Source organism: Pseudomonas sp. Lb2C2, assembly GCF_052112205.1.
Taxonomy (GTDB): domain Bacteria; phylum Pseudomonadota; class Gammaproteobacteria; order Pseudomonadales; family Pseudomonadaceae; genus Aquipseudomonas; species Aquipseudomonas kilonensis.
The window spans coordinates 483,923-506,480 of the sequence record NZ_JAUTYW010000001.1 but is presented as its reverse complement, the minus strand read 5'-3'; the positions used below and the strand labels follow the sequence as shown (position 1 = coordinate 506,480).

The 22,558-nt window shown below is 60.8% G+C and carries 21 protein-coding genes; 12 read left to right on the top strand and 9 right to left on the bottom strand.

Annotated elements, in window-relative coordinates; translation table 11 throughout:
* Positions 1-120: 120 nt before the first annotated feature.
* Together Q7F16_RS02190 and Q7F16_RS02185 are read right to left on the bottom strand one after the other, a co-directional pair.
* Positions 121-915 carry a DeoR/GlpR family DNA-binding transcription regulator gene (locus Q7F16_RS02190; protein WP_046062306.1) on the bottom strand — a complete coding sequence of 265 codons (795 nt, stop codon included), beginning with the start codon at positions 913-915 and terminating at the stop codon, positions 121-123.
* Between the two features lie 112 nt (positions 916-1,027).
* Complete coding sequence (locus Q7F16_RS02185) at positions 1,028-2,035, bottom strand: aldo/keto reductase (protein ID WP_046062305.1); 1,008 nt, start codon at positions 2,033-2,035, stop codon at positions 1,028-1,030.
* Positions 2,036-2,128: 93 nt separating this feature from the next.
* Here Q7F16_RS02185 and Q7F16_RS02180 point away from each other — a divergent pair, with 93 nt between their 5' ends.
* Entirely contained in the window at positions 2,129-3,031 is a 903-nt protein-coding gene (locus Q7F16_RS02180; protein WP_046062304.1) for a LysR family transcriptional regulator, read from the top strand.
* A gap of 107 nt (positions 3,032-3,138) precedes the next feature.
* On the opposite strand, the gene Q7F16_RS02175 is transcribed toward Q7F16_RS02180, so the two are convergent.
* Complete coding sequence (locus tag Q7F16_RS02175; RefSeq protein ID WP_409555526.1) at positions 3,139-3,480, bottom strand: hypothetical protein; 342 nt, start codon at positions 3,478-3,480, stop codon at positions 3,139-3,141.
* A 151-nt stretch (positions 3,481-3,631) separates the two neighbouring features.
* On the opposite strand from Q7F16_RS02175, the gene Q7F16_RS02170 reads away from it, so the two are divergent.
* Positions 3,632-3,868, top strand: coding sequence for a hypothetical protein (locus tag Q7F16_RS02170; RefSeq protein WP_014338619.1), 237 nt, complete (start codon positions 3,632-3,634; stop codon positions 3,866-3,868).
* Positions 3,869-4,108: 240 nt separating this feature from the next.
* On the opposite strand, the gene Q7F16_RS02165 is transcribed toward Q7F16_RS02170, so the two are convergent.
* Positions 4,109-5,293, bottom strand: a complete 1,185-nt coding sequence (locus Q7F16_RS02165) for a XylR family transcriptional regulator (protein ID WP_409555525.1) — start codon at positions 5,291-5,293, stop codon at positions 4,109-4,111.
* Between the two features lie 154 nt (positions 5,294-5,447).
* On the opposite strand from Q7F16_RS02165, the gene xylA reads away from it, so the two are divergent.
* From xylA to Q7F16_RS02145, 4 genes are all read left to right on the top strand, one after another.
* A complete protein-coding gene (gene xylA / locus Q7F16_RS02160; protein ID WP_409555524.1) occupies positions 5,448-6,764 on the top strand; it encodes a xylose isomerase in 1,317 nt (438 codons plus the stop codon).
* Between the two features lie 146 nt (positions 6,765-6,910).
* Positions 6,911-7,912 carry a D-xylose ABC transporter substrate-binding protein gene (gene xylF, locus Q7F16_RS02155; RefSeq protein WP_013693217.1) on the top strand — a complete coding sequence of 334 codons (1,002 nt, stop codon included), beginning with the start codon at positions 6,911-6,913 and terminating at the stop codon, positions 7,910-7,912.
* Between the two features lie 182 nt (positions 7,913-8,094).
* Positions 8,095-9,651, top strand: coding sequence for a D-xylose ABC transporter ATP-binding protein (gene xylG, locus Q7F16_RS02150; protein ID WP_409555523.1), 1,557 nt, complete (start codon positions 8,095-8,097; stop codon positions 9,649-9,651).
* On the top strand, positions 9,652-10,788 hold the full coding sequence (locus Q7F16_RS02145; protein WP_018612820.1) for a sugar ABC transporter permease: 1,137 nt from the start codon (positions 9,652-9,654) through the stop codon (positions 10,786-10,788).
* Positions 10,789-10,798: 10 nt separating this feature from the next.
* Here Q7F16_RS02145 and Q7F16_RS02140 read toward each other — a convergent pair whose 3' ends face one another.
* The gene (locus Q7F16_RS02140; RefSeq protein WP_046062296.1) at positions 10,799-11,407 is read right to left on the bottom strand and encodes a LysE family translocator; all 609 of its coding nucleotides are present in this window, start codon (positions 11,405-11,407) and stop codon (positions 10,799-10,801) included.
* A 106-nt stretch (positions 11,408-11,513) separates the two neighbouring features.
* On the opposite strand from Q7F16_RS02140, the gene gcvA reads away from it, so the two are divergent.
* From gcvA to Q7F16_RS02115, 5 genes are all read left to right on the top strand, one after another.
* On the top strand, positions 11,514-12,440 hold the full coding sequence (gene gcvA / locus Q7F16_RS02135; RefSeq protein WP_409555522.1) for a transcriptional regulator GcvA: 927 nt from the start codon (positions 11,514-11,516) through the stop codon (positions 12,438-12,440).
* 550 nt (positions 12,441-12,990) lie between these two features.
* Positions 12,991-13,269, top strand: coding sequence for a hypothetical protein (locus Q7F16_RS02130; RefSeq protein ID WP_053162554.1), 279 nt, complete (start codon positions 12,991-12,993; stop codon positions 13,267-13,269).
* A gap of 394 nt (positions 13,270-13,663) precedes the next feature.
* Entirely contained in the window at positions 13,664-14,182 is a 519-nt protein-coding gene (locus Q7F16_RS02125) for an isochorismatase family protein (RefSeq protein ID WP_409555521.1), read from the top strand.
* 60 nt (positions 14,183-14,242) lie between these two features.
* Positions 14,243-14,554, top strand: a complete 312-nt coding sequence (locus Q7F16_RS02120) for an isochorismate lyase (RefSeq protein WP_046062292.1) — start codon at positions 14,243-14,245, stop codon at positions 14,552-14,554.
* 308 nt (positions 14,555-14,862) lie between these two features.
* The gene (locus tag Q7F16_RS02115) at positions 14,863-15,393 is read left to right on the top strand and encodes an AidA/PixA family protein (protein ID WP_018602248.1); all 531 of its coding nucleotides are present in this window, start codon (positions 14,863-14,865) and stop codon (positions 15,391-15,393) included.
* An 88-nt stretch (positions 15,394-15,481) separates the two neighbouring features.
* Here Q7F16_RS02115 and Q7F16_RS02110 read toward each other — a convergent pair whose 3' ends face one another.
* From Q7F16_RS02110 to Q7F16_RS02095, 4 genes are read right to left on the bottom strand one after another with little or no spacing between them, the layout of a single operon-like run.
* Complete coding sequence (locus tag Q7F16_RS02110; RefSeq protein WP_409555520.1) at positions 15,482-15,703, bottom strand: formate dehydrogenase subunit delta; 222 nt, start codon at positions 15,701-15,703, stop codon at positions 15,482-15,484.
* Positions 15,700-18,576: a formate dehydrogenase subunit alpha gene (gene fdhF, locus Q7F16_RS02105; RefSeq protein ID WP_409555519.1), complete on the bottom strand. Its 2,877-nt coding sequence runs from the start codon at positions 18,574-18,576 to the stop codon at positions 15,700-15,702. The genes Q7F16_RS02110 and fdhF overlap by 4 nt, the downstream gene beginning before the upstream one ends.
* Positions 18,573-20,132, bottom strand: a complete 1,560-nt coding sequence (locus Q7F16_RS02100; protein ID WP_409555518.1) for a formate dehydrogenase beta subunit — start codon at positions 20,130-20,132, stop codon at positions 18,573-18,575. Before Q7F16_RS02100 ends, fdhF begins: the two co-directional genes overlap by 4 nt.
* On the bottom strand, positions 20,126-20,608 hold the full coding sequence (locus Q7F16_RS02095; protein WP_003201284.1) for a formate dehydrogenase subunit gamma: 483 nt from the start codon (positions 20,606-20,608) through the stop codon (positions 20,126-20,128). The genes Q7F16_RS02100 and Q7F16_RS02095 overlap by 7 nt, the downstream gene beginning before the upstream one ends.
* A 450-nt stretch (positions 20,609-21,058) precedes the next feature.
* On the opposite strand from Q7F16_RS02095, the gene Q7F16_RS02090 reads away from it, so the two are divergent.
* The gene (locus tag Q7F16_RS02090; RefSeq protein ID WP_409555517.1) at positions 21,059-22,549 is read left to right on the top strand and encodes a DUF6531 domain-containing protein; all 1,491 of its coding nucleotides are present in this window, start codon (positions 21,059-21,061) and stop codon (positions 22,547-22,549) included.
* The last annotated feature ends 9 nt before the right edge of the window (positions 22,550-22,558 follow it).

Sequence of the window (22,558 nt, the reverse complement as noted above, 5' to 3'; positions counted from 1 at the left end):
GATTTTTGTACTTGTGATCGGGCAGCAAACTAGACGCAAATCGTCCGGCGGACAATGGGGGCCGTGCAGTCTCTATACGATTGTCCTGCGCAATTGGGCAACAGCCGTGCAGCAAAGACCTCAGCTGCGCCGCGGCTCACTGGCTGCCGTCACGACGTTGGTTACCCGACCAAAGAAAGGTTCGAGTCGCTCCCGCGGCGCATCATGCTCCACCACCAGGGTGGCGACCTCTTCGCAGGAGGCCACCTGATAGTGGGCAACGCTAGAGAGCTTCTCATTGGTCACCGCCGCAATCACCTGTCCGCTTGCCGCGACCACCGCGCGCTTGAACTCCGCGTCATCCAGGCCGAATGCCGTGACGCCATTGTCCGGATCGATGGCGCAGGCGCCGAGGACACACACGTCGAAACTGAATTGGCGCAATTGCTGGACAGCCGTCAGCCCGATCACACCACCCGCGTTTGGACTCAAGCGGCCACCCAGCAGGATGACCTCGGCGCGAGGCAGCTTCATCAACTGAACCGCAATCAGCGGCGAATTGGTGGTGAGGGTCAGCTTTAATTGCGGATCAATGGCGCAGGCCACGGCCAGGTTGGTCGACCCGGCGTCGATGAAGACGTGCTGGCCCGCGCGCAGCAGTGCAGCGGCCGCTTGGCCGAGACTGCCCTTGCGCGCCGGGTCTTTGCGTACGCGTACGTCCAACGACCCTTCGACAGCGGGCAAGAGTATCGCGCCGCCATAAACGCGCTTGCACACCCCCGCCGCTGCCAATGCGCCCAGATCACGCCGTATCGAGTGCTCGGACACATTGAATTCGCTGGCCAAGTCGGCCGCGATCACCCGGCCATACCGGGCAAGACGCTGGCTGATCAATTGCTGGCGTTCGCCGGGGAACGCTTCGTGAGGAGAAGTCATGATGCTACAACCTGCATAAACGAGCGCTAATGATCACAAACGAGCAAATAGTGCCGGTTATGCAGCGAGGCGTCAAACCCGCTTGTTCAAGCGGGCTGCCAAACGTCAGAGGTCAAGCGGCCCCAGGGACATTCGTGCCCATACCCAAGGGCAGGAAAGGTTGAATCTCATCGATTTCCTCGGCACTGAGGCGCAGCTGTGCGCCGGCAATCAGTCCATCGACCTGCCCGGGACGGCGGGCACCGACGATGGCACCGGTCACCACTGGCTTGCGCAGCACCCAGGCGATGGCCACTGCCGCCGCGCTCACCCCATGTCGTTCGCCGATACCGGCCAAGACCTCGACCAGCGCCAGGTTCGCGCTCAAGCGAGGCTCCTGGAAGTCCGCGCTTCGAGCCTTGCGCCAATCGTCATCGGGCAATTGGGCGATGCGCTCGCGCGTCATGCTCCCGGAAAGCAGTCCCGATTGAAGGGTGGAATAGGCCAGGACACCCATCCCCGCGTTCTCGCAGAATGGCAGGACGTCTTCCTCGATATCTCGCATCAGGGCGGAATAAGGCGGCTGGAGTGAGACGATCTCAGTCACCGCCTGGGCCCGTTGGAGTTGCGCGACATCGAAATTGGAGACGCCGATAGCGCGAATCTTTCCCTGTTCGCGGGCGGTGGCCAGCGCCGAAAGCGCACTCTCGATTCCTTCGCTGCTGCCATCTGCAGGAAAGGCCGGCCAGTGGATCTGATAAAGGTCGATGGTTTCGACTTGCAGCCGGCGCAAGCTTGCCTCGACCTCGGCGAGCAGCGATTGAGGCGCCAGCGAGTGCGAGATCGCTTTGGTGACCGGGTCCCAGACCAGACTGCCCTTGGTGAACACCAACGGTCGCCGTGAAGCTGGCACCCGACGCAACAGTTGCCCAACCAGTTGCTCGGCATGGCCCAAACCATAAACCGCCGCGGTATCGATCCAGTTCACACCCCGCTCGACGGCATATTCAAGGGCGCCCAGGCTGTCCGCGTCGTCCTGCGCGCCCCAACTGTATTCCCAGCCGGTGCCAGCAATGGCCCAGGTTCCCAGGCCAATGGGCGAAATCAGAAAATCCGATGATCCAAGACGATTCTTTTGCATTGCGAGTTCTCCACAGATGATGTGGGCCAGTATCCGCGAGCGATCTCATGACGATAAGATGGGTAATCGCATTTGAACTACTGAACACTATTCATGAGTCAGCACCCCGATCTTTCCGAACTCGATGCCTTTGCGGCCGTCGCTCGCCACCGCAGCTTTCGCAAGGCCGCCGACGAGCGTGGCGTTTCGGCTTCGGCATTGAGTCACGCGATGCGTGCACTGGAAGCGCGCCTGGGTGTCAGGCTGCTCAATCGAACCACGCGCAGCGTTACCCCGACCGAGGCCGGCCACCAGCTATTGGCAACGCTGGCCCCGACCCTGCAACAGGTTGCCGATGCGCTGGCGCAACTGACATCAATGCAGGAAGTGCCTGCCGGCAAGCTTCGTCTCAACGTGGCGCGTCCGGCGGCGCGTGCGGTGTTTGCGAAAGTGCTCGCGCCATTCGTGGCCAGGTATCCACGTATTCAACTGGACCTGGTCACCGATGATGGCTTGACCGACATCGTGAACGGCGGGTTTGACGCTGGCGTGCGTTTTGGCGAAAGCCTGGCCGGCGACATGATCGCCGTCCCTGTCGGCCCCCCTCAATCGTTCGTGACCGTCGCTTCACCGGCTTATCTGGCCGCAAAGGGGATCGTCCAGGCTCCACGGGACTTGCTCGACCATGCCTGTATCGCCCGACGTTTTCCCAGCGGCAAACTCTACGCCTGGGAATATCAGGCAGAAGGGCAACCGATCCGTTTGTCCGTCACCGGCCCGCTCATTCTTGAAGACGATGCGCTGATGGTCCAGGCAGCAAAAGATGGCGCCGGGATTGCCTACGTCTACGAGGAGCTGGTGCGCGATGACATCCGCAATGGGCAGCTCACGGAACTGCTTGCGCAATGGAAAGCACCACCAAGCCGGTTTTTCCTCTACTACTCCAGCCGACGCCATGTGCCACCGGCCCTGAAAGCGCTCATCGCGTTCATCCGGGCGAATGATGGGCCAACCTGAAACCGGCAGGCAAAAAAAAGCCCCGCGACCGAGGACGGTGCGGGGCAAGGGAATTGGTTGGTTGCGGCCAACCAAAGGAGCACAGTGAAAAAACGTTTACGGGCCGGTCAGATGCATTCCTGTGCGGCGCGTTCAAAACTCGAAGGCAGGAGGTTGGAGGCCAGCAAATGTCGCTCGTAGATGAACACCTTGCCGCCGCTGCCAGCCTTGTAGGCTTCCAGCACGTTATCTGCCGAGACTTTGCTCGGCACCACGATGCGGTAGCTGCGCTGGGTCTGCGAGACCAGAGGGTTCAAGGCATTGCCTTGCAATTTCGGTACGACGCATTCAGCGTATTGGGCCGGGGTCTTGCTGGTCTGCAAGGTCAAGGTCGGGTCGTTCGGTGCCGAGGCACAACCGGCCAGCAACAACGGGGAAAACGCCAGGGGAAGCACAAATAAAGGGCGCATGGGTGGGGTCCTGAAAATAAAAGTACGGGGTTGCGTGTTCGATGGCGCTGATTTTCCAATGATTGCCGGCAAAGCAGAACTTGCATTTGGTAATGGTCACTATTACTCCTAGCAATAGTTGTCCGCTTAGAAAGATTGATGAGGCCTATTCATGAGAACGTTTGATCTGATTCGCGACTCGGTCTTACCCGACTTCCGTGAGCGGGTGGCTGATTACCTGATCCAATACGAAAGCGTGCTGTTGAGCAGCACCGAACCCGACCCGGAGCTCAGGCGCGCCACGGCCAATCAACTGCGCGGTTATTTGCGCGGGTTGAACACCACTCGGGTACTGGGCATGGCGGATTGGGAGGAGCTGGATCGGCGGGTGGTGGATACGTGGCTTTAGCGCCCGGCTGGATTCATTGTGGCGAGGGAGTCGCCGACGCTGCGCTGTCGCGCAGGGAACTAGAGCGACGTCCACGAGATATCTGTTTTTGATCGTTCCCACGCTCTGCGTGGGCATGCATCCCGTGACGCTCTGCGTCACCTTCCAGAAGCGGAACGCAGAGCGTCCCGCGACATCCCCACGCAGGAGCGTGGGAACGATCGATATGTATGTTCACCTACGACGCGCCTACGACAGCTCCTACATTGTCGCATTAGCCCCCTGCTGATACTCCCGAGGCGTGCAACCGAACTCGCGGCGAAACACGGTGTGCAGGTATTGCGCCGATTTGAAGCCGCAGTTCTGGGCGATGTCGGCAATCGGCGAGTTGGTGTTTTCCAATCCGTTGGCGGCGGCGGCCAGTTTGAAGCGCAGGATTTCGTCGTGGACGCTGCAGCCCCGCTCCTTGCGAAAGTGCGATTCCAGCGATGAGCGCGACACTCCCACATAGGCCGCCACCTGGGCCGTCTTGATGCCCTGGCAGGCGTATTGGCGGATGAAGAGCAGTGCCTGCATGACATAAGGGTTGCCCAACGGTTGATGCAGGCTCGACACCTGCACATTGATCGCGTCAGGCGGGACCAGGATCTGCGTGCCGGTGGACGGCATGCCGTGCAGCATTTGATGGAGCAGGCGTGCGGCGGTGCGGCCCATGGTTTCGGTGCCCTGGATCACCGAGCTCAGCGGCACCCGCGTCAGGCTGCGGGTCAGCGGGTCGTTGTCGATGCCGATCAACGCCACCTGCTCAGGCACGGCGATCCCGGCGGTCAGGCAGGCTTGCAGCAACTGCCGGGCGCGGGCGTCGCTGACGGCGATGATGCCGATGGGTTTGGGCAGGCTTTGCAACCAGGCGATCTGCTGTTCGACGGCGCTGTCCCACAGCGGTGCGCTGGTGCCCATGCCGCGATAGACCTCGGCGTGCAGGCCATCGCGCTGCACCAGCCGGCGAAAGGCTTTTTCCCGTTCCTGGGCCCAGCGATTGGCTTGTGCCTCAGGCAGGCTGAAACAGGCAAAACGCGTCAACCCGGCCTCGATCAAGTGCTCGTAGGCCAATGTCATCAACGCATCATTGTCGGTGGCGACATAGGGAATGCCCTTCGGGTAGGCGCGTTCATCCTGATAAGAGCCGCCCACCGCCACCACCGGCAGCTTGATCCCGGCCAGCGCCTCGCCGATCAGCGGATCGTCGAAGTCGGCGATGATCCCATCGCCCTGCCAGCGTTCAATGCCTTTCAAGCGACAGAGAAAATCCTCCTCGAGGAACAAGTCCCAGGACGCGCGCGTGCTGCTCAGGTAGTTGCCGATGCCGCTGATGATGCCGCGGTCGTAGATCTTGCTGCCGTTGAACAACAGTGCAATGCGGTGAACGGGCGGGACGGTTTTCATTGGTTTAACCCTGGGCCGATGCACACAGACTAGGCGCGCAAGCAGCGAACCTCAATACTCAAAATCGAACTGCTCGTTGGTGATTTTCATAATCAGCAGCCACAGGGCCGGCGTTAGTATCGAGACACCGCCAAGAATAAAAAGGAACTCGCCCATGTCGTACTTCCCCGCTGTCGACAAGATTCGCTACGAGGGCCCCGCCAGCGACTCGCCGCTTGCCTTCCGTCACTACGACGCCAACAAACTGGTGCTCGGCAAACCCATGCGCGAGCACCTGCGCATGGCGGTCTGCTACTGGCATACCTTCGTCTGGCCGGGGTCGGATGTGTTCGGTGCCGGCACATTCAAACGCCCGTGGCAGCACGCCGGGGATCCGATGGAAGTGGCCATTGGCAAAGCCGAAGCGGCCTTCGAGTTCTTCTCCAAGCTGGGCATCGACTACTACTGCTTCCACGACACCGATGTCGCCCCGGAAGGCAGCTCGCTCAAAGAGTACCGCGAACACTTCGCCCAGATGGTCGACCACCTGGAGCGCCATCAGGAAGAGACCGGGATCAAGCTGTTGTGGGGCACCGCCAACTGTTTCAGCAACCCGCGTTTTGCCGCCGGCGCCGCCAGCAACCCGGACCCGCAAGTGTTCGCCTGCGCTGCCGCCCAGGTGTTCAGCGCCATGAACGCCACCCAGCGCCTCAAAGGCTCCAACTACGTGTTGTGGGGCGGCCGTGAAGGTTACGAAACCCTGCTCAACACCGACCTGAAGCGCGAGCGCGAACAGCTGGGCCGCTTCATGCACATGGTGGTCGAGCACAAGCACAAGATCGGCTTCAAGGGCGATCTGCTGATCGAGCCCAAGCCCCAGGAACCGACCAAGCACCAGTACGATTACGACAGCGCCACGGTGTTCGGCTTCCTGCAGCAGTTCGGCCTGGAAAACGAGATCAAGGTCAACATCGAAGCCAACCACGCGACCCTGGCCGGGCACAGCTTCCATCACGAGATCGCCACGGCTGTATCCCTGGGCATCTTCGGCAGCATCGACGCCAACCGTGGCGACCCGCAGAACGGCTGGGACACCGACCAGTTCCCCAACAGCGTCGAGGAAATGACCCTGGCCACCTATGAAATCCTCAAGGCCGGGGGCTTCGGCAATGGCGGGTTCAACTTCGATTCCAAGGTCCGGCGTCAGAGCCTGGACGAGATCGATCTGTTCCACGGCCACGTCGCTGCCATGGACGTCCTCGCCCTCGCCCTGGAACGCGCGGCGGCCATGGTGCAGAACGATCAGTTGCAACAGTTCAAGGACCAGCGCTATGCCGGCTGGCAGCAACCGTTTGGCAAAGCGGTCCTGGCCGGTGACTTCAGCCTTGAATCACTGGCCGAGCATGCCTTCACCAACGAGCTGAATCCCCAAGCCGTCAGCGGTCGACAGGAGATGCTCGAGAACGTGGTCAACCGCTTTATCTACCCCTGACAACGGGCAGTGGTCGGGGCACAGGGGCTGTTACATTCGCGCGACAAATCTGTGCCCACGGCGCGCTGCAACGCTCTACAGTTCTACCCGGTATCACGCTCATCGTCAGGCAGTGTCTTTCAAACAACAATAAAAGGACGCACCACATGAATACATTCAAACGTACCCTGCTCGCCGGCGCCCTCGCCCTGCTCTCGCTTCCGGTCATGGCCGATGCGGCCCATCCGAAAATCGGTTTTTCCATCGATGACCTGCGCCTTGAACGCTGGTCGCGCGACCGTGACTACTTCGTCGCGGCGGCGGAAAAACTCGACGCCAAGGTCTTTGTCCAGTCGGCCGATGCCAACGAGCAGAAGCAGATCTCGCAGATCGAAAACCTGATCTCCCGTGGCGTCGATGTGATCGTCATCGTGCCATTCAACGCCACCGTGCTGACCAACGCCGTCGCCGAAGCCAAGAAGGCCGGGATCAAGGTTGTGTCCTACGACCGACTGATCCTCAACGCCGATATCGACGCCTACATTTCCTTCGATAACGAAAAGGTCGGCGAGATGCAGGCCAGCGGCGTGCTGAAGGCCGCGCCCAAGGGCAACTACTTCCTGCTCGGTGGCGCCCCGACGGACAACAACGCCAAGGTCCTGCGCGAAGGCCAGATGAAGGTGCTGCAACCGGCCATCGACAAGGGCGACATCAAGATCGTCGGCCAGCAGTGGGTGAAGGAATGGAACCCCACTGAAGCTTTGAGCATCGTGGAAAACGCCCTGACCCGGAACAACAACAAGATCGATGGCATCGTCGCCTCCAACGACGCCACCGCCGGCGGCGCCATCCAGGCCCTGGCCGCCCAGAAAATGGCCGGCAAGGTGCCGATCTCGGGCCAGGACGCTGACCTGGCAGCGGTCAAGCGCGTGATCGATGGCACCCAGACCATGACCGTCTACAAGCCACTGAAGCTGATCGCCTCCGAAGCCGCCAAGCTCTCGGTGCAACTGGCGCGCAACGAGAAGCCGACCTTCAGCTCGCAATACGACAATGGCAGCAAGAAAGTCGACACCATCCTGCTCACCCCCACGCCGTTGACCAAGGACAACATCGACCTGCTGGAAAAGGACGGGTTCTACACCAAGGCGCAGATCGCCGGGCAGTGATCTGACCAGGCAATCAAGCAGAAAACCTGTGGGAGCGAGCTTGCTCGCGATGACGGCAGCACATCCAACATTGATGCAAGCTGAACCACCGCTATCGCGAGCAAGCTCGCTCCCACAAGGTCACATGGCTTGACTGCCTGCCCCACTGCTGATGTGTGAGCCCTTTTTCATGAGTCCTTGCCATGTCCGACTACCTGCTGCAAATGAACGGCATCGTCAAAACCTTTGGTGGTGTCAAAGCCCTGAACGGCATCGACATCAAGGTCAGGCCGGGTGAGTGTGTCGGCCTGTGCGGTGAGAACGGCGCCGGCAAATCCACGCTGATGAAGGTGCTGTCGGCGGTCTATCCCTACGGCACATGGGAAGGCGAGATTATTTGGGACGGCCAGCCGCTCAAGGCGCAGTCCATCAGCGAAACCGAAGCCGCCGGCATCGTCATCATTCACCAGGAGCAGACCCTGGTCCCCGATCTGTCGGTGGCCGAAAACATCTTCATGGGCCACGAACTCACGCTGCCCGGCGGACGCATGAACTACCCGGCGATGATCCACCGCGCCGAAGCCCTGATGCGTGAACTCAAAGTGCCGGACATGAACGTCTCGCTGCCGGTTTCACAGTACGGCGGTGGCTACCAGCAACTGGTGGAAATCGCCAAGGCGCTGAACAAGCAGGCTCGGCTGTTGATCCTCGATGAGCCCTCCTCGGCCCTGACCCGCTCGGAAATCGAGGTGCTGCTGGACATCATCCGCGACCTCAAGGCCAAGGGCGTCGCCTGCGTCTACATCTCCCACAAGCTCGATGAAGTGGCCGCCGTGTGCGACACCATCTCGGTGATCCGCGATGGCAAACACATCGCCACCACCGCGATGGCGGACATGAGCATCCCGAAGATCATCACCCAGATGGTCGGACGGGAAATGAGCAACCTCTACCCCACCGAACCCCACGACATCGGCGAGGTGATTTTCGAGGCGCGCCACATCACCTGCTACGACGTCGACAACCCCAGGCGCAAACGGGTCGACGACATTTCGTTCGTCCTCAAGCGCGGGGAAATCCTCGGCATCGCCGGGCTGGTCGGCGCCGGCCGCACGGAACTGGTGTCAGCGCTGTTCGGCGCCTACCCCGGCCGCTACGAAGGTGAAGTCTGGCTGGGCGGCCAACCCATCGACACGCGCACGCCGCTCAAGTCGATCCGTGCCGGCCTGTGCATGGTCCCCGAAGATCGCAAGCGCCAAGGCATCATCCCCGACCTGGGCGTGGGCCAGAACATCACCCTGGCGGTGCTGGACAATTATTCGAAACTGACCCGCATCGACGCCGAAGCCGAACTGGGCAGCATCGACAAGGAAATCGCGCGCATGCACCTCAAGACCGCGAGCCCGTTCTTGCCGATCACCAGCCTCTCCGGCGGCAACCAGCAAAAAGCCGTGCTGGCGAAAATGCTCCTGACCAAACCCCGTGTACTGATTCTCGATGAGCCGACCCGCGGCGTGGACGTCGGCGCCAAGTACGAGATCTACAAGCTGATGGGCGCGCTGGCGGCCGAAGGCGTGTCGATCATCATGGTGTCCTCGGAGCTGGCCGAAGTCTTGGGGGTTTCCGACCGCGTCCTGGTGATCGGCGAAGGCCAGTTGCGCGGCGACTTCATCAACCACGAACTGACCCAGGAACAGGTGCTCGCCGCCGCGCTCAGCCATCCCGATGGCCATAACAATAATGATCGGAAGTCCGCGTAGATGAATCAGGTCAAACAGCTGTTTTCCCGCTACAAAATGCTCGCGCTGGTGATCGCCGTGGCGCTGATCTGGCTGTTCTTCAGTTGGCAGACCGACGGCGGATTCTTGACCCCGCGCAACCTCTCCAACCTGCTGCGGCAAATGTCCATCACCGGGATCCTTGCCTGCGGCATGGTGCTGGTGATCATCAGTGGCGAAATCGATTTGTCGGTGGGTTCGTTGCTTGGGCTATTGGGTGGCCTGGCGGCGATTCTCGATGTGGTCTATCACATCCCGCTGCTGGCGAACCTGAGCCTGGTGGCCCTGTGCGGCTTGGTGATCGGCTTGGGCAACGGCTACATGACCGCCTACCTGCGGATCCCGTCGTTCATTGTTGGCCTGGGTGGCATGCTTGCTTTTCGCGGCGTCCTGCTGGGGGTGACTGGCGGTACCACCATTGCCCCGGTGTCACCGGAACTGGTCTACGTTGGCCAGGGTTACTTGCCGCACACGGTCGGGACCGGGCTCGGCATCCTGTTGTTCGCCCTGACGCTGTTCCTGACCTGGAAACAGCGGCGCAACCGTGCCCTCCATGGCCTCGCGGCCCACTCCCTGGTGCGTGACGTATTGCGCGTGGTGGTGATCGGCGCGGTGCTGGCCGGGTTCGTCTATACCCTCAACAGCTACGACGGCATCCCGGTGCCGGTGCTGCTCCTGCTGATCCTGCTGGGCGTATTCAGCTATGTCACCAGCCAGACCGTGTTCGGTCGACGTGTCTATTCGGTGGGCAGCAACATGGAAGCCACGCGCCTGTCCGGCATCAACGTACAGGCCGTGAAGCTGTGGATCTTCGGCATCATGGGCGTGATGTGCGCCCTCGCCGGCGTGGTCAACACCGCACGCCTGGCCGCCGGTTCACCCTCGGCCGGCAACATGGGCGAACTCGACGCCATCGCCGCCTGCTTCATCGGCGGCACCTCCATGCGCGGCGGTTCCGGCACGGTCTACGGCGCCCTCCTCGGCGCGCTGGTGATCACCAGCCTGGACAACGGCATGTCCATGCTCGACGTCGACAGCTACTGGCAGATGATCGTCAAAGGCAGCATTCTGGTGCTGGCGGTGTGGGTGGATGTGAGTACGCGGACGGGACGGCGTTGAGCTGTACTCGTCACTTGCTGGCAGACGCCATCAGCACGCCGAAACCCAGGAAGGTGATGCCCGACAATTTGCCGACGATCCTGGCGCCCTGGCTCGACGAGAGCCAGCCCCTGGCGCCATTGGCCATCAGCGCATAACCGCAATGCACCAGCACCACAAGCACGCTATAGGACGACACCAGCAAGAAGAACTGGCTGTAGTAATCGCCCTCCGGCTTGATGAATTGAGGGAACACGGCCAGGAAGAAAAACCCGGCCTTGGGGTTGAGCAACTGGATCGACAGCGCCTCGCCGAATCGCCGCCACGGGCGCGTGGACGTGACCGTGAGTTCGGGCACGAAGCGTTGGGTGCGCCACATCTTGATGCCCAGGTACAACAAGTACAGCGCGCCGATGTATTTCAACAGCGTGAAGGCCGTCGCCGAGGCGGCCAGGATCAACCCCAAGCTGCTGGCGCAGATACCCGCCACGATAAACGCGCCCGACGCGATCCCGAAGATGCCCGGCAGCGCGCCGCGCCAGCCATGGCGCAAGGCATTGGAAATCGTCAGCACCACACCGGGGCCCGGGCTGAGCACCGTCAGGGTCGCCAGGATCAGAAAAAGTCCGTAACCGGCCATGCATCACTCCACATTGAAGGCGAATTGCTGTGGCCTTCAGGGTGGCGTGGCACCGGGACGCTGACAAACGCTTTAATTGCAGCGCATATGTGACTAAATTAGACACATGATCGCCAACCTCCCCCCGTTGAACGCCGTCCGCGCCTTCGCCGCTGCCGCTCGCCACCAGAGTTTCAGCCGCGCCGCCGAAGAACTGCACGTCAGCCACAGCGCCGTCAGCCGCCACGTAAAGCTGCTTGAAGAGCGCTTGGGTGTGTTGCTGTTCGAACGTCGAACCCGCCAGTCCTTGCTCACGCCGGCCGGCCAGGCTTTCTACGAACAGGTCAGCGAGGCGCTGACCCAGATCGCCAACGCCGCCACCGCACTGACACGCAGTGCTGCCCAGCGCAAAGTGACCATCAACGTGCGCCCCTCCTTCGCGGTGCGTTGGCTGATCCCGCGACTGCCCGACTTCATGGCGCTCCATCCAGACATCAAGCCCGACGTCGTCACCAGCACCCGGCCTCCCGATCCGTTACGGGAAACGTTCGACGTGGTCATCCGTCGCGGGCACGCCGGCTGGTCGCCCCATGTACAGCCCACGGTGTTGCTGGAAGACGACCTGCTGCTGGTCGCCGCACCGTCGTTGCTGCAAAGCGTGCCATTGGAAAACGTCCACGACCTGGCCCGGCACACCTTATTGTCGGGCAGGACGCGCAGCAGCGATTGGCAAGACTGGGCGGAACACGCAGGGATCGAGCCATTGAACAACTTGCCGACCCTGCAATTCGATCACATGCACCTCGTGCTGCAGGCCGCCGTCGATGGGCTGGGCGTGGCGTTGTGTCCGGCTTCGCTGCTGGGCAGGGATTTGTCCAACGGGCGCCTGACCTGTCCACTGCCGTCGTTGCGCCTGCCGCTAGTCCGCTATTACTACGGGGTGTCCAGGGATGCGGTGGCTGAGACGCAGGTTTTTGTTGATTGGTTGCTAACCCATTGTGGGAGCGAGCTTGCTCGCGATGGCGCCCTGTCAGCCGACATCAATGTTGACTGATCGAATGCCATCGCGAGCAAGCTCGCTCCCACAGGGGAATTGCGTTAGCCGGGAGATGCCTTATGCGCTTTGGAGCGCGGCCAACGGCGCTCCGAAAATCTCGTAGGAATTTACCTCTGTGGCGAGGGGATTTATCCCCGCTGGGCTGCGAAGCGGCCCCAAACCAGGCACCTCTTTTCGCCAGGTACTCCGCAGGTACCGGTTTTGCGACTGCTGCGCAGCCGAGCGGGAGCAAGCTCCCTCGCCACAGGTGGAGCGTGCGTCCTACAGGTCGGTTGTGGGTGCCGGGATCGACTTCTATAGTTGGGTCGTCGCTGGCTTTGGCCGGTGGCTGGGTTTCGCAGCCCTCGATGAAAAAGATCTAATACCGTCAAATGAAATTCAGGCAAACTTGCCCGCGTTCATTTTATGGCGGTTGTGCGCGGGAGACTTTCGGGTCTGCCGAGTTTTTGGATTCTTTCCTCGGTCTGCGAACCCTCGCGCAACTGCCACCCATTTGATTCGCAGCAAAAAGGTGGCATTTCTTCTTTCTTAAAAGGAATTCAACCTCATGACAACTCACTCATCCAGCCGCTTCACCCCTCTCACCCAAACCGCCACCACCCATCCCGTCCTGCTGATCGACACCCAAGCCCCACTCCCCGAACTCCACGCTTGCGCCAGCGAACGCCTGCACGCCACGCTCGATTACCTGACCTTGGTGGCGTGCAGCAGCCTGCGTGATTCGGCATCGAGCGACATCAACACCATCACCAACGTCGCCCGGATCCTGGTGCAGGATGTGGCGGATGTGTTTGGCGTGATCGAACAGCGCGGACTGGAAGGCTAGCCAGCCTCTGTGGCGAGGGAGCTTGCTCCCGCTGGGTTGCGAAGCAACCCCAAAACCAGTCACCGCAGTGCAACAGGTAAACCGCACCAGCCGGTTTTACGACTGCTGCGCAGCCGAGCGGGAGCAAGCTCCCTCGCCACAGTGCCCCCTGTCCCTGGGTCCAAACAGAGGCCACATACATCTGCGCAAGCAAGTCTTGCCAAGCTGGATTGCCTGCAGGTACTGTCAGGCCATGAATTTTTCTCAGATCGCCTCGACCACCACAACCACGACCGCCAAGGCGGGTCGTGAGGTGTCGTGAGCCAATAACACACGTATCTCAAAGGCCCGCCAGCGATGGTAAGGGCCTTTTCTTTTGCCCTTGCGTCGCTGGCCCACACGCAAGGAAAGCACCATGCACGCTCTGTTGATTCTCGATATGCAAATTGGGTTGTTTCACGGCCCGGATAAACCCTGGGCCGGCGAAGCGTTGCTGGACACGTTGAATGGCTTGCTGCTCAAGGCCAGGAGGGCTGGGGCACCGATTTTCCTGGCTCGCCACGTAGGCCCGCCTGGCTCGCCCATCGAGCCTGCAAGCCCGCTGACGCAACTGGTGCAGGCACTGCAGTTGGAGGGTGATGAAGTCATCTTCGAAAAAAACCGCCCCAACGCCTTCACCCAGACGGGCCTGGCAGAGCGGCTAAAGGCTTGCGCTGCTGAAGGCCTGGTCATCACCGGTATGAAAACCCAGTATTGTATCGACAGCACCTGCCGAGCCGCTCGGGACCTGGGGTTCGACGCGGTCCTGATCGCCGACGGTCATACCTGTTCCGACACGCCTGAATTGAAGGCAGAAATGATCGTCGCCCATCACAACGCAACCCTGGCAGGCGCCTTCTGTCGTGTCGTTCGCGCTGAGGACTGGTGCTTCTAAACCCCATCAGAAGATCGGCTCACGTCGGGCCGGTCTTATCCAACAAGCGGAGCTCACTGCATGGACCCGTTGCAACCTTCAGAATGTACCGGCATGGAGGACATCCGACGCGAAATCGATGCCCTCGACCAAGCGGTCATCACGTTGCTGGGCAAGCGCTATCAATACGTGCTTGCGGCCTCTAAATTCAAGACCTCGGCGGCCTCGGTGCAGGCACCGGAGCGTTTCAAGGCCATGCTGGCGACACGACGTGTGTGGGCCGAGGCCGAAGGCTTGAACCCGGATGCCATCGAGAAGATGTACAGCGACCTGGTGCATCACTTCATTGCCGAAGAAATGAAGCGCTGGACGGCGAATCAGTCCCACAACTGAACCGCGGTCGGCAATGGCTCCCATCCTCCGCAGGATCAGAAGCAGTCACCGATAACGGTTGTGCGCCTTTGTCCACTGTTGCCCTCGGAAAATAACCAAAAGCCCATTAAGAGATCGACCAGGGCAAAGGTAAATCAAAGCCTTGGTTGTACTGCGCTTCGCTCCGTTTCGCCAGCGTCAAGAATTCGAAATTTGACACTACAAAGCCATCACCTATCGTTCCTCCCGAGACCGCACCCAGGGACCGGGTGGCCCGGACACCCTTTGAAGGGCGGTCGTCACTGTCATTACCCTCAAGGAGCAACAACATGTCTGGAGCGACCCAAACCATTGATGTGCTCGTCAACGTTGACGCCGATTACCTGCTCGCCCACCCCAATGACGTAGGCGGTGCGATTGCCATGCTGGTGACCCGCAGCGCCATCGACAGCCACGCCAACATCTCCAGCGGCGAAGGCGAAGGCGGTAACGAGTTGTGGTTCGACGTAAAACCTGGCGACATCATTCGCTGGCGCGCCACCACGCTGTCGCGCAACTTCGACCGCATCGCATTGATCAAAAACGTCGTGATCGGCGACCCTCATCAGGGCGGTGATTACAAGGGCACCATCTCGACCCCGCAATCTTTCAATATCCCCGGCATTCCAGTGCCCTATCTGGACAACGGTGCCCCCGGAGGCATTGCCAAGACCGATGTGACCTATACCGTCTGGCAGTCCACTGCGCTGAGCCCGGGAAAGCTCTGGTACCAAATCGTCTTCGTTCTGCTGGACCGTAACCTGAACCAGATCGGCCCGAACAACACATGGGATCCCTACATCACCGTCAATAATCAATAACTGAAATGCACACAGCCCCGGTCGGTTCCCTTCGTCGTTGACGAGGGCGCCGGCCGGGGCTGTGTGCAGGTTCTACAGCATTTCCTTCCTAAGCCGCTTTTTCAAACTCCATCAATGCCTCCAACACCAACGGGTGCAGGACAGCGGCGGGATGTTTCGTTTGCCAGGCCATCAAGTCGCGATACATGGTCGGCGTCCAGAAGCTCTTGATGTGCTGGTACACGCCCCGCACCGCCACCGCGTGATCCGGCTCGCTGGCGAAGTACTGGGCGATCTGGTTGGCCATCTTGATCAGGCTGTCAGAACTCATCGACGCACCTCGGCTTTCTCGGCATGGCGACGTTCCCTGAGCAAGCGGCTTTGTTCATCACTGAAGGCCTGGTAGCGCTTCTGCCATTCCGAAGGCTGGCTGACCCGCACGATCTCGACCGCCGTCACCTTGTATTCCGGGCAGTTGGTGGCCCAGTCGGAGTTGTCGGTGGTGATCACGTTGGCGCCCGATTCAGGGAAGTGGAACGTGGTGTAGACCACGCCCGGTGCCACCCGCTCGGTCACCTTCGCGCGCAGTACCGTCTGCCCGGCACGACTGCCGATACCCACCCAGTCTTCGTCGACGATCCCGCGGTTCTCGGCGTCGGTTGGGTGAATCTCCAACCGGTCCTCCTCGTGCCAGGCCACGTTGTCGGTGCGTCGGGTCTGGGCGCCGACGTTGTACTGGCTGAGGATGCGTCCGGTGGTCAGCAGCAGCGGGTAGCGGCCGTTGACCTTCTCATCGGTGGGCACGTAGCCGGTGAGCATGAAACGGCCCTTGCCGCGCACGAACTGGTCGATGTGCATGGTCGGCGTACCGTCCGGTGCGGCATCGTTACAAGGCCATTGCAGGCTGCCGTGACGATCCAGTTCGGCGTAGCTGACACGGGTGAAAGTCGGCGTCAGGCGGGCGATTTCATCCATGATTTCCGAAGGATGGTTGTAGTGCATCTTGTAGCCCAGGGCGTCGGCCAGGGCGATGGTGGCTTCCCAGTCGGCCTTGCCGGCCAACGGGTCCATCACCTTGCGAACGCGGGAGATGCGGCGTTCGGCGTTGGTGAAGGTACCGTCCTTCTCCAGGAACGAGCTGCCCGGCAGGAACACGTGGGCGAACTTGGCCGTCTCGTTGAGGAAGATGTCCTGGACGATCACGCATTCCAAAGCGGACAGCGCGGCCGTCACATGCTGGGTGTTGGGGTCGCTCTGGGCGATGTCCTCACCTTGGCAATAAAGGGCCTTGAAGGTGCCATCCAGGGCCGCCTCGAACATGTTCGGGATACGCAGGCCCGGATCGGGTTGCAGGGTGACGTTCCACGCCTGTTCGAACTGGGCGCGTACCGCTTCGTTGGAAATATGCCGATAGCCCGGCAGTTCGTGGGGGAACGAGCCCATGTCGCAGGAGCCCTGGACGTTGTTCTGTCCACGCAGCGGGTTCACCCCGACACCTTCGCGACCGATGTTGCCGGTGGCCATGGCCAGGTTGGCGATGCCCATGACCGAGGTGCTGCCCTGGCTGTGCTCGGTGACACCGAGGCCGTAGTAGATGGCCGCGTTGCCGCCGGTGGCGTAGAGCCGTGCGGCGGCGCGGATCTGCTCGGCAGGCACGCCACACACCGGGCCCAGCACCTCGGGGGAGTTTTCCGGCAGGCTGACGAAATCGCGCCAGCGAGCGAAGTCCGCCGCCTCGCAGCGTGCCTCGACAAAAGGCTGGTCAATCAAGCCTTCGGTGGCAATCACATGGCCCAACGCGTTGAGCATTGCCACGTTGGTGCCCGGACGCAGTTGCAAGTGCAGCTCGGCACGGGCGTGAGGCGAATCCACCAGGTCGATGCGCCGTGGGTCGATGACGATCAGCCGTGCGCCCTGGCGCAGGCGGCGCTTGAGCTGGGAGCCGAACACCGGGTGCGCGTCAGTCGGGTTGGCGCCCATCACCAGGATGACGTCGGCTTTCATCACCGAGTCGAAGTTCTGGGTGCCGGCGGACTCGCCCAAGGTCTGCTTGAGGCCGTAACCGGTAGGCGAATGGCAGACGCGGGCACAGGTGTCGACGTTGTTGTTGCCGAACGCGGTGCGCACCAGTTTCTGCACCAGGTAGGTTTCTTCGTTGGTGCAGCGGCTGGAGGTGATGCCGCCGATGGAGTCGCGCCCATACTTGAGCTGGATCCGGCGCAACTCGCTGGCGGCGTAAGTGACCGCCTCGTCCCAACTGACTTCCTGCCACGGGTCGTCGATGTGCTTGCGGATCATCGGCTTGGTGATGCGGTCCGGGTGCGTGGCGTAGCCCCAGGCGAAGCGGCCCTTGACGCAGGAGTGACCGTGGTTGGCCTGGCCGTTCTTGTCCGGGACCATGCGCACCAGTTGTTCGCCTTTCATCTCGGCGCGGAACGAGCAACCCACGCCGCAGTAGGCGCAAGTGGTAATGACGCTGCGCTCCGGCTGGCCGATCTCCACGACGCTCTTGTCGATCAGGGTCGCCGTCGGGCACGCCTGCACGCAGGCGCCGCAGGAAACGCATTCGGAATCGAGGAAGTGGTCACCGCCGGCCGCCGCCACTCGAGAGTCAAAACCGCGTCCGGTGATCGTCAGGGCGAAGGTGCCCTGGATTTCCTCGCAGGCACGCACGCAGCGGTTGCAGACGATGCACTTGCTCGGGTCGTACTCGAAATACGGGTTGGAAACGTCCTTGGCTTCATCCAGGTGATTGGCGCCTTCGTAGCCATAGCGCACTTCACGCAGGCCCACCTGCCCCGCCACGGTCTGCAATTCGCAGTTGCCATTGGCCGAGCATGTCAGGCAGTCCAGCGGGTGATCGGAAATGTACAGCTCCATCACGTTGCGTCGCAGCGTGGCGAGCTTGGAGGTTTGCGTGCGAACAACCATACCTTCGGTTACCGGCGTGGTACAGGACGCGGGATAGCCGCGCATGCCGTCGATTTCCACCAGGCACATGCGGCAGGAGCCGAAGGCTTCCAGGCTGTCGGTGGCGCAGAGTTTGGGAATGGTGGTGCCGAGCAAGGCCGCGGCACGCATGACCGAGGTGCCGGAGGCGACGCTGATTTCGCGCCCGTCGATGGTCAGGCTGACCTGCACGTCGCTTTCGCGCGCCGGGGTGCCCAGGTCGATATCGCTGCAGGGATCGAAGATAGTGATCATTGGTCGGCCTCCGTGGTCGCCAGACCGAAGTCGGCGGGGAAATACTTGAGGGCACTGGCGACGGGGTAGGACGTCATCCCACCGAGGGCACAGAGCGAACCGTATTGCAGGGTGTCGCACAGGTCCTGCAACAGCAGGGCCTGTTCCTGGCGAGCACCGGCTTCGGTGCTGGCGATCAAGCGATCCACCACTTCCACCCCACGGGTGGAGCCGATCCGGCACGGCGTGCACTTGCCGCAGGATTCCTCGGCGCAGAACTGCAAGGCGAACCGGGCCATCTGGGCCATGTCCAGGCTGTCGTCGGCGACCACCACGCCACCGTGACCGAGCATCGCGCCCATGGCGGCGAACGCTTCGTAGTCCAGCGGCGTATCGAATTGCGCAGGCGGCACCCAGGCGCCCAATGGCCCGCCCACTTGCGCGGCCTTCAGGGGCCGACCGCTGGCAGTGCCGCCGCCGTAGCCTTCCACCAGTTCACGCAGGCTCAGGCCGAAGGCGCGCTCCACCAGGCCGCCGTGACGGACGTTGCCGGCCAGTTGGAACGGCATCGTGCCCAGGGAACGGCCCATGCCGAAGTCGCGATAGAACTGCGCGCCTTTCTCCAGGATGATCGGCACCGAGGCCAGGGTCACCACGTTGTGCACCAGCGTCGGCAGCCCGAACAGGCCTTGAATCGCCGGCAGTGGCGGTTTGGCACGAACCGTGCCGCGCTTGCCCTCGAGGGATTCCAGCAGTGCGGTTTCTTCGCCGCAGATATAGGCGCCGGCCCCGACACGAACCTCAATGTCGAAGGCGCAGCCGCTACCGCTCACGTTCGCGCCCAGATAGCCGGCGTCGCGAGCGATGCGCAGCGCTTCGTTCAGCGTACTGATGGCGGCCGGGTATTCCGAACGCACGTAGATGTAGCCCATCGTCGCGCCTACGGCGATGCCGGCGATGATCATGCCTTCGACCAGCAGGAAAGGGTCGCCTTCCATCAACATGCGGTCGGCGAAGGTGCCGGAGTCGCCCTCATCGGCGTTACACACCACATACTTCTGCGCCCCCACGGCATCACGCACCGTGCGCCACTTGATGCCCGCCGGAAACGCCGCGCCGCCCCGACCGCGCAGGCCGGAATCCAGCACGCTGGCGACCACGTCTGCGCCATCCATCTGGATGGACCGGGCCAGACCCAGGAAGCCGCCCCGGGCACGGTAGTCGTCCAGGGACAGCGGTTGCGTGATGCCGGCGCGCGCGAACAGCAGACGCTGCTGGCTCTTGAGATAGGGAATGTCCTCCACCGGGCCCAGGGCCAGCGGATGGCTGCCGGGATCGCCTGCCAGCGCATCCAGCAGCCCCGGCACATCGGCCGGTGTGACAGGGCCAAAGCCCAGGCGGACGCCGGCGCTTTCAAGCTCTACCAGCGGTTCCAGCCAATAGAGACCACGGGAACTGGTGCGCAACACCGTCAATGACAGCTGTCGGCGCTCAGCCTCACGGGCCAACGCATCGGCCACCTTGTCCGCACCCACGGCACGGGCCACCGAATCGCGGGGGATACAGAGCGTCAGCATGCGCCCTCCTCCATGCAGTCATTGACCAACTGACGCAGACGCTCGGGCGTGATCCGCGCATGCAACTCCCCATCCAGCTCCAGGGCCGGCGAGCAGACGCAGGCACCCAGGCAATAGACTGGCCGCAGGCTGATGCTCCCATCGGCGCTGGTGCCGTGATCGTCCAGCGCCAATTGCTCGCGCAGCTGCGCAGCCAGGGTCTCGGCGCCCATGCTCTTGCAGGACTCGGCCCGGCACAGGCGCAGGGTATGGCGCGCGGGTGGCGTGGTACGGAAGTCATGGTAGAAGCTGATGACCCCGCGCACTTCAGCCTGGCTGAGGTTGAGGGCGTGGGCGATCTCCGGGACGGCGCTGTCGGGGACATACCCGCAGCCTGCCTGGATGGCATGGAGAATAGGCAGCAAGGCACCGGGGGTGTCCTTTTCGCGCGCAAGCACGCTGTGGATCAACGGCAGGTGAAGCGTCTCATCAGGCATAAACGTACCTCGGCATCTCGAACGACACCGCCGCATAGCGGCAGCCGTCCGGAGTCTTGGCTGCGGCGTCCGGTCCACGTCACGGTCGCGTGGCACATCCGATCGCCATTCTCGCTCTCCGGCCAGGTGTCTTTGGCGCACCTGGTCCGGGGCATCCTCACAGCTTGCCACTCCCGGGGGTTGGCGATTGCACATGGACGACGAAACGTGTTCTGAAAGCGACTAGACGTGAAAAGTTGTCCTACGCCGCGGGAAGTCAAATACACAAGTGATTGTAGGCGACGCGCAGCGATCGGTGGCTATTGGCCGTTTTCCTGACTGCCAGCGTGGCGAGTGCTTTGCTGGATCACAACACAAGGTTACAAACACAATATATATGTATCGTTTTCACAGCGTAGTACCGAGAGATCATTAAGGGAGTTTAAAACCTAAAAACCGCAAGGACGCCCAATGTCCCCCAAAATACTCGCCTCATACTCTCTGTCACTCTCACTGCTTGCCACCAGTTTTAACACAACAGCAGAGGAATATTATTGGCATATTCAACCGGAAGCTTGGAATTGGCACGGACCACAGAAAAATCATCTATCCCCAGAACTAGCCTGTCGTTTTTTGCACGAAAACACTGACTACGAAATGTATGAATACGGCTCTGCCACTCCCACTTCAAAGGAAAACCAATGGACCTGTAACCTTTTCTATGGCAACGTCCCCGATGACAATCTAGCCATATCGATATACAGGTATCGCAACTCATGCGAAGGCGGGAAAACTTTTAATAAATTTACCGAACAATGCGAAGCCCAAGGGGTGGACAATAGCTGCCCTTCAAGCCTCACGGGAAATCCGATAAATTTCGCAACAGGCTATAAAATACAACTCGAAAATGACTACTCTGTTTCGAACTCACATTCAGCTTTAAATCCACTCGAATTTTCAAAGTCCTACAGAAGCGCCGATGGAGCATGGCGACATGGTTATTCATCCTGGCTAAGCTTCGAAGAGAACCTGATCACGCTTGTTCATCATAATGGAAATCTCTCCTATTTCGAAAAGGAAGGTGCGTCGTATAAGGGTAAGCCACCAGAAACAGGCAAGCTCACCCGCCTGTCCAACCGCTGGAGCTATCATGCCTCCAACAACCAGGTGCTTGAGTTTGACAGCGACGGAAGGCTCATAGCGCTTATCAAATCAGGGATCGCATTAAACATCACATACTTAAATACCGTTGCAACTGTCACTGATGGCTTTGGCAACACCTTAACGTTTACCGAGGACGTAAAGAAGCAACCTCTTACCGTCACAGCGGACAACGTAAACATTAGCTACATCTATAATGATTACAAACAACTTACTTCAATGACCAAAAACTATCCAAACCACACTGAAAACAAACAATACCTCTATCAAGACCCCAACGACAGCAGACTGCTGACCGGTATTATCGATGAACGCGGGGTGCGTTACGCCACATGGACCTATGATGAACAAGGACGCGCCATTTCAGGTGAGCACGCTGCTGGAGCTGAAAAAGTCCTGGTCAGCTACAACAGCGATGGATCGTCCACGGTCACTAACGCGTTGGGCAAGCAGACGCACTATCAATTTGAATTGATTCAAAACATCAAACGCATCAAATCCATTACAGGGTTTCCATCGACCAACTGTCCCGATAGCAACTCAAGTTTCACTTACGACACCCGCGGTCTGCTGACAACAAAAACAGACAACAACGGCAATATAACCACCTACCTCTACAACGACCGAGGCCTGGAAACCTCTCGCACGGAAGCGAGCGGCACTTCTCAAGCGAGAACGACCACCACCGAATGGCACCCGACGCTGTATTCCCTAGTGCGCATCAACGAACCGGATCGCTCCATTCACTACACCTACGACACTCAAGGGCGCCAACTCAGTAAAACAATCATTTCACGTTAATTCAGAAGG